Here is a 14,799-nt window from a genome sequence, read left to right on the forward strand (position 1 = left end):
GGATTTATCTTTATTGCAGCTAAGCCATGGCCCAATTTAGATTCCATCTTCAATTTATTCACGGCTCCAGCTGAGCACATCGTCCATTGGATCAACCCTGCCATTTCATAAGCTTAAAGAATGAGGAGGAACGTATGAATAAGCAAGAACGTGTTAGTTCGATCCAAATGTCCATGCTGTTTCTCTTCTTTATGACCGGTTCCTCAATCGTTATCGTCCCTGCGTCACTAACTAACTTTGCTGGCAACGGAGCCTGGATATCCCTCTTAATCGCCTCTGCCATAGGAATGGCTCTGCTTTCCGGTATTCTATATTTGAACCGACGAGCGCCAGATCTTTCGCTTGTGGAACAAAGCCGCTCCGTACTTGGAAACGGACTGACCCTCGTCCTCCTGATTCCTTTCACTTGTGTGCTGTTTTGGAATGTCGCAGGAATTGTAATTGAGATCGGAACCTTTTTCAAAAGTACGATGTTAAAAGAAACGCCCACTTACGCGGTAAATACCATGTTTTTTATAACGATTGCGATGACAGCTCTAGCTGGAATCGAAGTAATTGCACGCATGGCAGCCGTCCTAATGTCACTAATGTTCGGATTTATCATCTTAGTCTGGATACTCGTAGCAGGGTTGTATCATCCCGAGTACCTACTGCCCATCATGCCTGATGGATTTAGGCCTATCCTAAGCGCTGCATATGTAGTCTATGGCTTCCCCTATTCCGAGCTTATCGTTTTTTCGATGATTTTACCGTTCGTGCGTAAAGAAGACAATTCTAAACTGGGAAAACAGATGTATCTTGCACTCATCATCAATGCCCTGACGTTAATTGCTTCTGTCATTAGCAGTATTATGGTATTGGGACCACTGTCCGGCAGCTTGAAATATTCATTATATCAGTTGGCGAGACTCATTTATTTTCAGGAAACCATTGAAAGAATCGAATCCGTGATTGGTTTTTCACTCATTATCGGCTTCTATTTCAAGGCTTCTATCCTGCTGCTTATTCTTATTAAAGTACTAAAGGAGCTTCTGAGATTGAAGGATGAACGTTTAATTGTTTTCCCACTTGCTTTTGTCTGCCTGCTGTTATCTGTAACGACTTACACACAGGAGTCTGAGCTTGAGAAAATCGTGAATACTACATGGCCCTTGATCACTAACCTAGCTTACATCCTGCCGTTTCTTCTAATTCTATTGGTCACTTTTATTCGTTATCATATAAATCAACACAAAAAATAACCCGTTCTAAACGGATTCAATATCCCCTATCTCATTTCGCAGACTTCAGCTTCTTCTTTTCTTGGATCCAGCCCGCCAGCAAAAGTATTGCTCAACATAATTGCTTGCCATCGCGATTGAAGATTCTGAGATTTCTGGACCCAGAGGACGTTATTTGCAATTTTTTGGCCTGTGGAGCAGAGTTTAGGACTCCACTGACGCTATCTCATATAAAAAGACTCATATTGAGTGTTTTTTTATGGGAATAGCTGCTATACAGTCCGCTAGGATGCAAAATATAGACCCATGACACGTTTAAGGTCAGCTGTGTCCGATGGGCTTGGTCTGTGCAAGTGTTATTGGATCAAACGAAGCAAAGTAGGGATGCCCAACAGCCACTTTTAGCTTATTAGGACACCCCTGTTAAGTTTATTACGTTACTCGCTCTAACCAATAAATTCTTGAACCCACTCGCTGTTATAGTAACCTATTCCAATTTCTGTAAAGCTACTATTCAGGATATTGGCACGATGACCAGGACTGTTCATCCATTGGTTCATTACTTCTTCTGCGCTCGACTGACCTTTGGCGATATTTTCCCCCGCTGAATTGTATGAGATCCCGAATGCTTTCATCATATCAAACGGAGATCCATACGTAGGAGACTGATGGTCAAAATAGTTATTGTCATACATATCCTGCGCTTTAGCCAAAGCCATTTTCGAAAGTTCGCTATTTAAGCTAAGAGGCTTCAAGCCTGCATTCGTTCTTTCTTTATTCACCAGATCCAATACTTGCTGTACCGATTGGGATGTATTGGTGGATGGTTGTGGATTTGCAGACTTCTGTGGGACAGCAGAATGTTGCGGATTTGCAGAATATTGTGGTTTCGCCGACTGCTGCGGATACGTTGTTTGATCTGTTGTGCTTCCTGTAGGTGGATTGGTACGGATGAACCCATCCAGCCATTTCGTTACATCGCCAGGAACTTGTTTAGTCTTAATTGTTGTATTCCCTGCATTCTCCGTGGAAATGGAAGATGCTTGCGTTAAAGTTGAACTTGAGGTAGTTTTACGAGCATGATTGTCAACCTTCGTTTGTTGAGTTGTCATTTGGTTGTTGGCCGAGTTATTACCCGAACAAGCAGTAACGAGTAATAGCGCTACTATTACGATAAATGGTTTAATAAGAACCCCTCCTGATTTGGCAAAGTAGTGACTTAATCGAATAAAGTTTTTGTAAAGTACCCCTGATTTATTCATCCCTAATTCAAAAATATAAAAAGCAAAAAAGTCCACTCGCAACATGGTTGCTGTGGACTTAATCTTAGTGGATATTTTAGATGCGTCGATATAGTTACATTTATAGTAAATTATAGAATTTTTTACTAATTAATGTTATGCTTTATTAAGATCATAAAGTATAACATCAAATAAGATTTGGACAAACAAGCTTATAGAAATAAGCAGGCTTTGTTAGGTAAATAGATACTTTTAGATTACTTAATGTAATGTGATTGCAAAATTATTACAAGGAGTGATCATGCTATGTTAGAAGGTATCTCGATAAAACAAGTCTCCATTTATTGTCCTGAAAGAGTGATTAACAACCAATATTTTATTGACCATTTTCAAAAGCAAGGTATAGATATTAAGCGGATTCTTAAAAAGACAGGCAGAAAAAACCGCCATGTTATTGAAGGAACGAAGGAGAACTCGTTGACGATGGCGATTAATGCCGCTCAACAGGCAATTGATGCTGCATCATTGAATTCTGCAGATATAGACCTGATTCTTTTTTCCAGCTCAACTCCGGAATATTTATCACCTACGAATTCATTGCTTATTCACAAAGCTATCAAAGGTAAAGATGATACGCTTTGCTATGACTTGAATGGTAATTGTATAGGAATGTTTATTGCGGTTGAACAGGCTGCTCGTACTTTATACGATGATCCTGATAGAGATAGAGCGTTGGTTATCGGTTCGGATTTTTTAAATTTATGGGCTGATCCTTCACATCCAATAACATATTCAATTTTTGGCGATGCCGCCGTAGCCCTCATTTTAGAAAAAGATCATTCAGAGAGTGGATTAATTGACGTAAGGTATCTTTCGGACAGCCGTTTTACAGAAGAAATTGTGTACCCCGCTCAAGGATTGGCTAAGTCTTTGCGTGATGGGGCTGAACACCGCTACTTACACTGGGGGAGATTCAGCGGAATAGACAGTGTACGATTTGCGGAAGCATCTATTGTTGAATTATTAAACAAACATCACCTAACATTCGAGGATATACAAGTTTTTTGTTTTTCACAATTTACATTGGCTAATATTAAATTACTTCAAGCTAAGCTGAACCTGGATCAACATAAAATTATTTATGTAGCCGACGAATATGGCTATACAGGCACAAGCAGTCCCTTTCTGGCCTTATATTGTGCTATTGAACATGGTTTGATCAAACGTGGCGACAACTTATTATTTTGGACATTGGGGTCAGGTTATCAAGCCGGTTCAATGTTATGGCGTTATTGACATGAGGCTCCATTCATTCATCCTATCACTATCGAAACTCCACAATACACTAACAACAATCCCATCAGTATATTAAATTGACTTCTATATTTAGATATCATTTTTTTGAAAAGAGAACCACATAAACACCAACTAAAAGTGCCCATAAACCCGATGAATGCTAAGACTATAGAGTAACTCAATAAGCTAAAATAGGAAGAATGAGAGGTAAGAATAAATGTAGATGTAACTGTGATTCCATATAATATCCCTTTAGGATTAATAAATTGTAAAAGCATACCCGCAATAAAACTGTTGTGTTTATCGCCACTTCCATCACTTTCTTGATGTTTACTTGTAATAATTTTAAATGCTAAATAAAACATGTAGACTCCGCCTATCACAGCCATAATAGATTCAATCTTAGGGATAAAATTGATAAGAAGTATATTAAAATAGCAACATAGCAATATAATCACGAAAAAACCTGTGCCCACTCCTAAACAAAATCTCATTGTTTTTCGTAAACCAAACTGGTTTGCAAAAGTCATTGCCATAATGTTATTGGGTCCCGGAGTAAAGCTAGCCACAAATGCATATAAAAACAAAGAAACAATCACTGAATTCCACCTCGTTGTATGTTATAATGTATTTATCAGACGCTATAACGTCCTTATGTGCGTTTTATTGTATATCCTGGTCGTTATAAAGTAAATAGGGATAGGAGAATTACCGTGGAAGAGATAAATCAAATCATTGCGGAGAATATAAAAAAGATTAGAAGAAGTAAAGATTTAAGCCTGGAAAAGGTGGCTGAATTAACAGGAGTAAGCAAAACAATGATTGGTCAAATCGAAAGAGGCGAATCGGCACCTACCATTACAACCATTTGGAAGATCGCCAATGGATTAAAAACTTCATTTTCTGCGCTGATAGATTACCCAAAGCCTGACACAAGAGTCGTATTAAGAAATGAAATTCAACCACTGCTTGAAGACAACGGAAAATATCGGGTGTACCCATCTTTCCCATTTGATGAAAGCAAACGATTTGAGGGTTATACAGTTGAGATAGACAAAGGTGGATACCTTGATGCCAATCCACATATGGAAGGAACTGAAGAATTAATCACTGTATTTGATGGTGAATTGTCTTTGCGTGTCAATGATAATGAATATCTATTAAAATCTGGTGATTCTATCACGTTTAACGCAGACAAACCCCATGTATATTATAATCCAGGACAATCATTGACCCGTTTAAGCATGATCTTATATTATTCTAGTTAGCAAAAAAACCAAGGTTCTTAAACCTTGGGATCAAATCTTACTATGATAACCTGCGGAGATAACACTCAGCCTCCCCATTATGAACCGTCCAGCATTAACTTATAAACCTTACCGTCTTTTGCATATTCATTATTAAAAAGCAGGGCATCCCCTTCTCTTTTCAGGAATTTCAGATTGTCTCCAAAAAAAGGAAGGTCGTTTGTTTCGGCATATTTTTGCTGCTCTACGTCAAGAAGTGCCTTGTACAACAATGTTTTGGCACCTGTTTTACGATCTATCATCATGAGGAAACCTTGCTGATTGGACCGAATCAGCAGAAAATCTTGGTTCTCCGTAAACATCTGTTACGGTCAGATAGATTAGGCCTTTCGGCGTCTTCTGAAAATCGAACTGAACAGCATCGAATAACTGCGAACCAAGGTTCGTTAGCAAACGAGTTTGTCCTGCGGAATCTGTTAGATATAAACCCCCTGTTTTTTTATCCACTGTATAAGTAGATCCAGCAAATTGTGCGCTGGCACTAGCATAGTTCAATAGCCCAGTTGCTGTATATATCCTCTTCGTCGCATCCCAGCTGACCGTTGTTCCTCCTAATGAATTTACAAGAAAACGGGCAGGTACATAGAGTTGACCATTAATTTCAAAAGGAACACCTTCTACACTTACCAATTTACCATCAAGGGCCCCCTGTTTACTTCCAATACGAACGGCTATCTTTTTTCCCCATCCAGTAAACTCCGCTCTTTGATGCGATTTATCCCATACAACCTTAAGTCCTGCCGCTTCCCAGTGACTGGCTGAAACATAAGTAATCCCATCCTTTACTAGTGCAGCGCTCGTACCTTTCCCGCCTCCATCCATAATGAAAGTGAAGTAAGCGGGCAATGCCGCATTCGCAACTGGAGCAGCAAGCAATGATGCAACAAGTATTGGAGCTAGCAACCATCTTTTATCCATATCTTGATCAACCTCCATGTTAAAAACATCATAAATTCTTCATAGGGTATAGACGCAGTTTAATTCCAAAGGTTCCTAGAAGTTAACAATAATAGTAAATTATAAGATCAAAGTCTCTCCTTCTATTCATCCTCTCATCTGCCTCTTTTTCTCTCATTTCGTTGTTCCCCCAAGAATCTGTGAAAGTTTTCTCATAAATTGATAGGGAGGTTGGCGCCAAACCTTAAACAAAAAAATTGAAAGAAGGCAATTACAATGGCTTTAGGTTGTGATACAGCTACAAATGTAACAGCAGCAAGATTAACTACACTTAAAAATAATAAATTCACATTCGTTTGCCGATATTTGAATCGCGTCGAAGGATACCAGGATGGTCTCACCTCAGCTGAGATTACACGGATTTCAGATGGGGGATTATATATCATATCCCTTTATCAAATCAGCAAATCGCTCGATCATTTTACGAAAGCCAATGGGGTTAAAGATGCTGAAACGGCTGTAGGATTAGCAAGTGATTTGGGACAAACCAGCAGCACTCCGATTTATTTTGCGATAGACCGCGATATGACCTCTACCGAAATCACAAACAATATAGTACCTTATTTTCAAGGCATAAAATCAGTGCTAGACAGCAGTACTAAAAATTCCAAAGGTTATAAAATGGGTATCTACGGATCACGAGCAGTCTGCTCTCATATTCGAGGCACTAATTCCGCCACAACACGTTACACCTTCATCGTAGATAATGACTGGCAGGGAACCTTCGAGGATTGGAACCTGCGACAATATAATTTCAACACTGAGGTAGGAACAAGCACTGGCAAAATCAACGTAGACTATGTAGAGTCCTCCTCACATAGCGGTGGAGGCTGGAAAAAGTAATTTATTCGACTTTTATCGGTGACGAGGCGGCGTTATACAAAAGCAGATGATGATAGATTTAAATAAAATCTCGTTATTATAAAAATAGTAAAAAGACAACCAGGCATGGATTATCCGATTAATGGAGAAGCTCTGCCTGGTGTTTTTGGTTTGTAGCGGTTTGTTTAAGCAGATAATCATAAATCGTAGCTATCCGATTTTAATGTCTTCTTTGGGCAACCCTCGGAGAAAAATACGCAGAATTTTCCAATTCCCAGCCGAATTACGATCGAGCATCCATTCCACACTGACAGCAACTCGCTTTCCTCACTGATAGCAGCTTGGTTTCTTCACTGACAGCAGCTTGCTTCCGCTATCCTCTCCCCGTATATTTTATCGCTGTAACTTTATGCAACCTATGAGATAACTGCACTTTATACACTTATTTCGTCTGTAAAAGGCTAACTTCTCACTTTAACTGTATTCTATACAATTAAAAATCACAGTTATCAAATTTAGCGGCAAAAAACTAAAAAATAGGTGTACAAAATACAACTATCTTCATGAGCGAGTTTTTCGAGCGAAAATAGCTGTACAAAATACAATTAAAAGCCGCTACATATTAAATTCGTCCGCTCTCCATATAAAAAAGGGGCGAGATCTTTGTAGATCACCCCCTGCTCCACTTGCTCCTATTTAGAATCGCCTATTTGATCATATGCTGGATCATACGTCCACTTCAGGCCGTTGTCCTTACTCGACAGATAGATGGTACCTACAGTGTTGCCCTCTTTGCTGAGCAGAATAGGATACAATCCTTCTTTTCCATTAAAAATAGGTGAAAGCGGCGTTTTTTGATATTCATTAAAGGTTTCCGGAAGGGATACCACGAGTTTTTCCCATGACTGTCCCTTATCTTTGGTCCAATAAATAACTGGCCCATTATCTTCATAATATCTGAACCCTAAGAATCCGATATCCTTGTTAGAAAACCCTGCCCCGGCTAAACTTTCCGCGTATAAATCGTTAGGATTTCCAAGCTCCGTCCATGTCTTCCCGCCGTCAGAGGTCTGGTATACATAATTTAATGAGCGTCCCACGCCTGCAGAACCTCCGGAGACGATCCATCCATTTTGTTTGTCGGTAAACCCGATGAACTTGGCGTCATAACCCTTGGCACCTGCAATGTTGTAGTTATTCCACGATTTCCCCATGTCATCACTGATTAATACATGTAGAGGGGATTCTTTACCATCCGCAAATCCATATACAATTGCAGTTTTGTCCTCGGAGATATAAAATCCGGTATCCGCTCTCCCCATCCCCATTTCTGTTCCAGTCGTATCAAGTTTTAAAGGCGTTTGCGCTTGGATCTCCCCTTTCCGATAGGAGACAGAGACATTACCATCCTCGTCCATGGAATACGCATTCCCAGCGTCATGCACAACCACTTGTTCGCCACTAGAGCTGTAGGAATAGATAGTACCTGGTTTGAGCGCGGTATCTGTAGATTGGCCGGTTAGGTTGGTACAGGCTGCTAGCACTGCTGTTACACTAACCACCATTAAGACCGCAAGAAATGCGCCTACTCCATTTCGTTTTTCTTTCATATTTAAAATACTGCCAAATCGCTGCTTCATCGAGTGTTTTCCTCCTGCAAAATTCGTTGATAAAGCTACATGCCGTGTAGCATTACTTTGCATAACCGATAAAATGGCTTCGCAGTATTTCTTTCGATATGCCGCATTTTGCTTACGTACAACGGTGTCATCACAATAAATTTCAATTTCGCGGACAGCTTCGCGTGCCATGAACCAGACCAATGGATTAAACCAATGCAGTGCCTGCACAATCAGTAGCAGTAGCTTATATATGATGTCATGCCTTTTGTAATGGACCAGCTCATGTTTTAAGATAAACTCCAGCTCTTCGTCACTATATTGATCATGCGGCAAGAATAGTGTTGGCTTGTAAAAACCCATTAGCATCGGATTCGGAACTTTACTGCTTATCAGAACCGGAATCGCGGGTGTTACATGCATTTCTTTAGCGACTTGTTTGAGCTTGGCGAACATATCCTCTCTCTGAAGAGGGCTGCTCCAACGTAATACCTGTTTTCTGAAAAAGAAATAACTCAGCAAATGATACCCTAAAAAAAGCACAGCTCCAGTAACCCAGATGTAAGCAAAAATATTAATTATAGAAGGGATATGGCTTACATCCCCTGTCTGGACCGGCTGAGAGATTACTGGCGTATCCGCCTGCAAATTCTGGGACACTGAGCTTTGAAAGACAGTTGCTATGGCCTGACCTTCGGGTAGGTGAATCGCCACAGGAGGATTGGTAAACGAAAAGTTGAATGGCAACAATAATCGCAGGGTTAGGATCAACCATATCCAATAGCTCAACTTAGCCGAATAATGTTTTCTTAACAAGGGAGTTAATGTGATTAAGCCGATAATAACTAAACTAAGGGTCACAGAAATAACCAGAAAATCTGTAAAAAGACCTGTTATCATCAGGATTCCTCCTTATCTACTCTATCGAGCATTTCCCGCAACTCAGCAAGATCGCTTTTATCAATCGCCTTCCCGTTGTATAAGGACATCACCATATCCTGCACAGAGTTGCCAAACAGCTTTTCAAGCGTAGACTTCCCTTCGCTCTCTTTATAATCTGTCTCAGAAATTGCAGCGAGATAACGGTTGCTCCGCCCTTCTTTTTCGCAAGATAGAAAGCCCTTTTCAACCAGCCGTGACAGCACTGTCATCAAAGTTGCAAGCGCCCACTTACGTTTATCCCCCAGTTGATTCAAAATATAAGAGGAGCTAACCCAACTCTCGGCTCGCCAAATCACCAGCATAATTTCCAGTTCAGCATCTGGCAAGCGTTTGATTTTGTTATTCATCCATATTTCTCCTTGTTATACATTTGTGTAATACATTCATTATACAAACGTGTAATTAAAAAGCAAGCACATTATTTCTAAAATATGTATACATTCTTAGACGTTTATTATTTTAATAAAGGTTTCACAAGTCCAGTAGCAAATAATAAATAGAACCCTAGGAATTTTTATAAGATTCCAACAATGATAACCAACGCACACTCAGCTGAAATTTATAACTATTTTGGAAACTAAGTGATTGGTCTGCATTATTCTTAAGTAAGGAGGTAGGTTATGAAAAAATTTAGTATTCTATCATTTTCACTGATAATTTTACTAATTTTATTATTTGTATTAGTCAGACCCACGCAAAAGATCGTAAGTGTCAATCTTGCATCCGAAACAACAGAAATTACTTATACTGACCGTGAAAGCCTTCAAATCTTCGAAGATGCTATAAGAACTGTAAAAAAAGTACGCGGGTCTGTTGATGTGGGTGAACCGACTTATCGAATGACCGTTACCTACGCTAATTCAAAGGTGGTCGGATTCAGCCTTTATATGGATTTTAAAACGAAAGATGGTTTCCTGATTAAAGCTAGCAATAGCGAAAAGATGCTGGATTTAAGAAATAAGAATTCGGTTGAGCTAGCTGATCTGTTAAGTAAAAAAAAGGAAGATTAAAATTTGGAAACTCAATCTAAAAATAGGCATGGTTATCATACAAATGTAAAAACAAGCCATCCTTTAGTACTAACTAAGGATGGCTTGTTCGTAATTATATTATTTTCCTGCGCTTCAGATATACTGTCCCGCTCCGCTCAGAGCGCTGCAATTCTCTGCTGGATGCGTGGGAATAATGCAAAGGCATTCTCATAAAATACTTTCTCGTGGTGCTGCTCAGGCACAAGCCGGCGGACGAACTCCGCATACAGGTCAATAGGCGCGAGTGGCCAATCGGTACCGAACAACATTTTTTCATAGTGATCAGAGTACACCAACGCCCGGCGAAAATGATCCATAAACAGGGTTTCATTCATGAACCGCTCAAAATGAGGCCGATCACCAACAACGAGACCGGACAAATCGGCATAGACGTTCGGATTCTTGGCGACCACTTCGGCAGCATCCATCACCCATGGATCGCCTAGATGGCAGATCATAAAGTTCACGTCGCGCCGTTGGAACGCCAGTTCGTCCACGGTAAGCGGATGCGCATACTTAAGCAATCCATTCATCGAATACGTATCACCGGTATGAATAACCACAGGTGTGCCGTACTTGGCGGCCAGCTCATAGATCGGCGAGTAGATTTTGTCATAAACGTAATGATGATAGTACCCGGCATAGAGCTTAATACCAGCTACCTCAGGAGCTTGCAGCCGTGCCTCAATTCGGTCCAGCTCATCCAAAGCATCCTTTCCTCCGAGCATATTCGGATTAATGCCCACGCATTCCATTAAGAATGGCGGCACACTGGCTTCCAAGTCGAGTCCCATCGGATTGGGAGAGGCAGAGTCAGGGAAGGCTCCCTTCGTCTGCTCCGTGACCCCCATACCAATGCCGAGAACAACGTCGTTCTTGTCAAACTCCGCTTTGAGCCCAGCAGCTGTGTAATCAACTTTGGAGAGGTCCAGTGCTGTCTGATGAAAGCTATCGATGTCCGACAGATGAATGTGAATATCAATGATTGGCATTTATAGTCTCCTTTTTGTCAGAAGCACTAGCAAAGGTCACCTTCATAAGATTACGAACTGCCTCTGGATCCAGAGCGAGCTCTCCCATGATCATGAAGGTCGGCTGTGTCCAAGCGGTTTCTCCGTTCAGAAGTAATAGATGGTGATTCACACCATATGTGAATACCTTATTGTTCACGTAAGACATAGCTCTCTGATTAGGATAACTATGCACCACATGCAGCATGTCTTTACGCGAAGTTGCACCGATTCGGATAAGCCCCTTGGATTCCAGATGGGCTTCGACCTTCCCGATAGGGAAGTTGCCTTCCTCTGGGAGCTCCATCCAGCCTTCCGAATAGATTGGTGAAGGCTTAAAGTAACTATCCTCGGATAGCGAATAATGCGGCAGCGTCATTCCACTTTCATTGGTTACTGAAATCAACACACAGAGCACAGGAACTCCGGGCAACATGAGGTAATGCTGATTGATCGTGATCTCCCGGTTTGCTTCCTGCTTCTCCATCGAAGTGGTCAGTCTCAATCCCTTCCAGACGTTACCGTGATCATCCATCTGCTCCGTCCAAGCTGCGCTTCTTGGCTCCTGCAACCGGCTAAATCCGCCTATGCCAGAAATACCCACACCGAGTCCACCATGCCAAGGATTCCACCAGGAACGTGGTTCAGCTTTCGGAAAGGTGCTGTCCAGCCACTCTTCTCCTTGGTGCTTCAAGGAATGCACAACGCTGCCGAAATCAGGAGCAGCTGCAATAGATAGAACTCCGTTGCTCACTGTGTAAATGGGACCCTCAGGTCCTTCTTCTATCCCACAAACAACGCTTGTTTCCGTTTGTGGAAACCAGAGGCCTGTTCGCTCTTGAATGCGATCCTCACCACGATAGACGACCCGGACCTTACGGCCAGATTCGTTGTGTTCTCGTGATTCTGTATCCTCAGTAGAGAGTTCAAAACCAGCGGAGTGCAAATTTTGTCCTCTTTGCAACTCCATCTCAGCGACACTTCGCTCCTCTTCTCCATCAGCCTGTACATACAATTCAAGGCTTCCATCAAGCGGTGTCATCTTTCGTTCGATTAGCTCGGCATGAAGTGCCCCTGCCGCAAAAGGATTTCCACCGCCGAGCGTTAGCTCAAGATGGTCATCCAACACCGGTATGACCGAATTCTGCTGTTTTAGGGCAAAGGCGCGGAATTCCGACCACTTAAGGAAGGTGTTAAGAGCAAACACCATAGTTTTTGTCCGTACGACATCTCCAGCGGAGATTCGGCCAAGATTATGCTCCAGCCCAAGCGGGTATTCCGGACGAAGCAATTTTAGCGAAGGATCCCAGCAGATTCCGCATGTGACGTTCTCTTCCTTGCAGAACAACCAGTTCTCCGTAATTTGTGCACTGTCCCAAAGACTTGGATCGCCTGAGTAAGCATCGCCCATGTCCACGTATTGGCCCTGATATGGCAAGATGAGCTGTTTACCGAAAAAGCCGAAATTCGTCAACAGATACATGTCTTCTTCCAGGATATCACTATTGGTATTGCAGACCTCACTATAAAACTCAGCGATTCCGTTGGCAAATAGCTTAGCCACTCTTTTTATCTCAAGACCCGGAAATTCTTCCGACTCGTAAAGAGCTTCGAGAACCTGACTCTCCCCTTCAGAATAGATCTTTACTTCTTTGGCCTGTTTCTTAGAGAATTCTTCTGCGAATGGCTTGCCTAACTTCGGATGGGTCAACCAGAAATTATGGCTCGAGCCGGGATATTCAATCCACATTCCATTGTCGGTATTATTAAGATGAATAGAGTAGGCGCCATTCACCGCCACCCACTGATCCCCGTTTTCCCCACCAAAGCGGCCATGCGTTCCCTTCATTAGAACGGATAGCTTGCTGATAAAGGTGACTGCCTTCTCTCCAACCGGAACGGCCGTTACCTCAATAGCCTGTGAATAAAGACCGTATGAATTTAGGGTAAAGGGTACTTGAATAGAAGCCTTACTCTTAGCTGGAACAGTAAAGCTTACTGTACGATCCGCCCACATCAGGAATTCGTCTTCGGGCAAATCAAAAGAAAATTCTGCTTCTGCAGCAAAATTATTCTCCACATTAAGGTACAGTTCCGAAGGAAGACCCAGATACAGTTCCCGGTGTGGCAGCGCTATCTTCATTTTGAGTGGGAATTTAGGAGCAACGCCAATGCGGAATTCAGCACGCTTGCCACCGATGATCCACTTGCTAAAAACAACAGGGTGTGTCTTCTTATCATTTTGCTCTTCCCGAACCGAATCAAGCTCAAAATCACCTTCCACGATAACCGTTTCACCTGGTGCTAATGTTCGCGCAGCAGATAGAGCAAACCGGATATTTTTATCGTTCTGGCCTTCGATCTCAATGGCCAGCTCAGACGTCGAACGATTCTTGATGCGATAGCGGATCTTGTAGGTCGAACCAAACACTAGATCATGATCATCTATCTCTGTAGAGATTTCATAGTCTGGTGTATCAAGAGCGGTCAGACCGCGGCCAGTCTTCTCGAATTCCGCCCTCAAGGAGAGTTCTCCCTTTTGCCAAGTGTAATCAAAGAAATCAAAGCCACGCTCCTGGCGGCCATCTGGCTGAATGGGAAGTTCACGGGTACTGTCTGCATACCAATCCAGTTCTTCAAAATAAGGAGCAAGTGCTTCCGTTTGCAGTACTGTTGGAATGAAGTTCATCAGATGGACGTAATCTTCATTTTTCTCCCAAAAAAATCCGCATTTCTTATACATTGGTACGGCTTTCGTATTACCTGCCCAAGTGAACAGATCAAGACGTGGCCAGCCCGCTTCTATTGTTTGGCGAACAGCGTTCAGAATCAGATTGCGGCCAACCTTGTATCCGTGATAATCGGGACGTACATTCAATAGCGGGACATACAAAGCCCCTTCATCTTGACGGTAGTGGGCGAAGCTGCAGAAGCCGACTACCTCTTTGCCATCAACGGCAAGAAAGGCATTAAGATTGGACGAGATCTCCATCTCACGGCGCACACTGTCCTCAGTTCTTTGATTGGTGCCTCCGCCCCAGCTTTCGTTGCTGCGGTTCCACATTTCTGCGACCGCCCCAGCATAAGAAGAATCGTATTCGATAATGCGGATTTGTTCCGCTGTAGTTTTTACAGTCATGTCTTCATCTCCTTATTCCTCAAAAAAATATGAGTATGTATTCGTATACAGTTATTCTGGATAACCTCTCTACAACATATTGAAATAACTCCTACGAGTTCTTATTATACTATTAACTGGAAGCTCAATACGAGGTAAAAAACTCTTTCTCCTTATTTTCTACATAAACTCACTGCCAGCAGAAAGCTACAAAAAAAGCTGTCGAGTCACCCTCG

The 14,799-nt window shown here is 42.0% G+C and carries 13 protein-coding genes; 5 read left to right on the forward strand and 8 right to left on the reverse strand.

Features of this window, described 5'->3' with window-relative positions:
* Positions 1 to 134: 134 nt before the first annotated feature.
* Complete coding sequence (locus NSQ91_RS20225; protein ID WP_076127252.1) at positions 135 to 1,241, forward strand: GerAB/ArcD/ProY family transporter; 1,107 nt, start codon at positions 135 to 137, stop codon at positions 1,239 to 1,241.
* A 425-nt stretch (positions 1,242 to 1,666) separates the two neighbouring features.
* Here the strand turns inward: NSQ91_RS20225 and NSQ91_RS20230 are convergent, their stop codons facing one another.
* Complete coding sequence (locus NSQ91_RS20230) at positions 1,667 to 2,332, reverse strand: CAP domain-containing protein (protein WP_081391877.1); 666 nt, start codon at positions 2,330 to 2,332, stop codon at positions 1,667 to 1,669.
* A gap of 435 nt (positions 2,333 to 2,767) precedes the next feature.
* Between NSQ91_RS20230 and NSQ91_RS20235 the strand changes: the two genes are divergently transcribed.
* Positions 2,768 to 3,757, forward strand: a complete 990-nt coding sequence (locus NSQ91_RS20235) for a ketoacyl-ACP synthase III (protein WP_076217871.1) — start codon at positions 2,768 to 2,770, stop codon at positions 3,755 to 3,757.
* Positions 3,758 to 3,774: 17 nt separating this feature from the next.
* Here NSQ91_RS20235 and NSQ91_RS20240 read toward each other — a convergent pair whose 3' ends face one another.
* Positions 3,775 to 4,356, reverse strand: coding sequence for a LysE family transporter (locus NSQ91_RS20240; protein WP_076304549.1), 582 nt, complete (start codon positions 4,354 to 4,356; stop codon positions 3,775 to 3,777).
* Between the two features lie 114 nt (positions 4,357 to 4,470).
* Between NSQ91_RS20240 and NSQ91_RS20245 the strand changes: the two genes are divergently transcribed.
* On the forward strand, positions 4,471 to 5,025 hold the full coding sequence (locus NSQ91_RS20245) for a helix-turn-helix domain-containing protein (protein ID WP_076127257.1): 555 nt from the start codon (positions 4,471 to 4,473) through the stop codon (positions 5,023 to 5,025).
* Between the two features lie 77 nt (positions 5,026 to 5,102).
* Here NSQ91_RS20245 and NSQ91_RS20250 read toward each other — a convergent pair whose 3' ends face one another.
* Positions 5,103 to 5,309, reverse strand: coding sequence for a hypothetical protein (locus tag NSQ91_RS20250; RefSeq protein WP_076190702.1), 207 nt, complete (start codon positions 5,307 to 5,309; stop codon positions 5,103 to 5,105).
* Entirely contained in the window at positions 5,293 to 5,982 is a 690-nt protein-coding gene (locus NSQ91_RS20255; protein ID WP_076304547.1) for a copper amine oxidase N-terminal domain-containing protein, read from the reverse strand. Before NSQ91_RS20255 ends, NSQ91_RS20250 begins: the two co-directional genes overlap by 17 nt.
* Before the next feature lie 255 nt (positions 5,983 to 6,237).
* Between NSQ91_RS20255 and NSQ91_RS20260 the strand changes: the two genes are divergently transcribed.
* Complete coding sequence (locus tag NSQ91_RS20260; RefSeq protein ID WP_076190697.1) at positions 6,238 to 6,864, forward strand: glycoside hydrolase domain-containing protein; 627 nt, start codon at positions 6,238 to 6,240, stop codon at positions 6,862 to 6,864.
* 671 nt (positions 6,865 to 7,535) lie between these two features.
* Here NSQ91_RS20260 and NSQ91_RS20265 read toward each other — a convergent pair.
* On the reverse strand, positions 7,536 to 9,362 hold the full coding sequence (locus NSQ91_RS20265; RefSeq protein ID WP_076304546.1) for a M56 family metallopeptidase: 1,827 nt from the start codon (positions 9,360 to 9,362) through the stop codon (positions 7,536 to 7,538).
* Entirely contained in the window at positions 9,362 to 9,751 is a 390-nt protein-coding gene (locus NSQ91_RS20270) for a BlaI/MecI/CopY family transcriptional regulator (RefSeq protein WP_036688814.1), read from the reverse strand. Before NSQ91_RS20270 ends, NSQ91_RS20265 begins: the two co-directional genes overlap by 1 nt.
* Before the next feature lie 273 nt (positions 9,752 to 10,024).
* Here NSQ91_RS20270 and NSQ91_RS20275 point away from each other — a divergent pair, with 273 nt between their 5' ends.
* Positions 10,025 to 10,414, forward strand: coding sequence for a hypothetical protein (locus NSQ91_RS20275; RefSeq protein ID WP_076304545.1), 390 nt, complete (start codon positions 10,025 to 10,027; stop codon positions 10,412 to 10,414).
* Between the two features lie 137 nt (positions 10,415 to 10,551).
* Here the strand turns inward: NSQ91_RS20275 and NSQ91_RS20280 are convergent, their stop codons facing one another.
* Positions 10,552 to 11,427 (reverse strand): amidohydrolase family protein, encoded by an 876-nt coding sequence (locus tag NSQ91_RS20280; RefSeq protein WP_076304544.1) that lies wholly within the window; start codon positions 11,425 to 11,427, stop codon positions 10,552 to 10,554.
* Positions 11,414 to 14,584 (reverse strand): GNAT family N-acetyltransferase, encoded by a 3,171-nt coding sequence (locus NSQ91_RS20285; protein ID WP_076304543.1) that lies wholly within the window; start codon positions 14,582 to 14,584, stop codon positions 11,414 to 11,416. The genes NSQ91_RS20280 and NSQ91_RS20285 overlap by 14 nt, the downstream gene beginning before the upstream one ends.
* Positions 14,585 to 14,799 lie beyond the last annotated feature (215 nt).

It is taken from the genome of Paenibacillus sp. FSL R7-0048, from assembly GCF_038004505.1.
GTDB lineage: Bacteria > Bacillota > Bacilli > Paenibacillales > Paenibacillaceae > Paenibacillus_AQ > Paenibacillus_AQ odorifer.

What these genes read in the sequence shown, in the direction of transcription:
- NSQ91_RS20285 (WP_076304543.1), bottom strand. Translation starts at nt 14,584, where the DNA reads ATGACTGTAAAAACTACAGCGGAACAAATCCGCATTATCGAATACGAT.
- NSQ91_RS20280 (WP_076304544.1), bottom strand. Translation starts at nt 11,427, where the DNA reads ATGCCAATCATTGATATTCACATTCATCTGTCGGACATCGATAGCTTT.
- NSQ91_RS20250 (WP_076190702.1), bottom strand. Translation starts at nt 5,309, where the DNA reads ATGATGATAGATCGTAAAACAGGTGCCAAAACATTGTTGTACAAGGCA.
- NSQ91_RS20275 (WP_076304545.1), top strand. Translation starts at nt 10,025, where the DNA reads ATGAAAAAATTTAGTATTCTATCATTTTCACTGATAATTTTACTAATT.
- NSQ91_RS20235 (WP_076217871.1), top strand. Translation starts at nt 2,768, where the DNA reads ATGTTAGAAGGTATCTCGATAAAACAAGTCTCCATTTATTGTCCTGAA.
- NSQ91_RS20270 (WP_036688814.1), bottom strand. Translation starts at nt 9,751, where the DNA reads ATGAATAACAAAATCAAACGCTTGCCAGATGCTGAACTGGAAATTATG.
- NSQ91_RS20225 (WP_076127252.1), top strand. Translation starts at nt 135, where the DNA reads ATGAATAAGCAAGAACGTGTTAGTTCGATCCAAATGTCCATGCTGTTT.
- NSQ91_RS20260 (WP_076190697.1), top strand. Translation starts at nt 6,238, where the DNA reads ATGGCTTTAGGTTGTGATACAGCTACAAATGTAACAGCAGCAAGATTA.
- NSQ91_RS20230 (WP_081391877.1), bottom strand. Translation starts at nt 2,332, where the DNA reads ATGACAACTCAACAAACGAAGGTTGACAATCATGCTCGTAAAACTACC.
- NSQ91_RS20265 (WP_076304546.1), bottom strand. Translation starts at nt 9,362, where the DNA reads ATGATAACAGGTCTTTTTACAGATTTTCTGGTTATTTCTGTGACCCTT.
- NSQ91_RS20255 (WP_076304547.1), bottom strand. Translation starts at nt 5,982, where the DNA reads ATGGATAAAAGATGGTTGCTAGCTCCAATACTTGTTGCATCATTGCTT.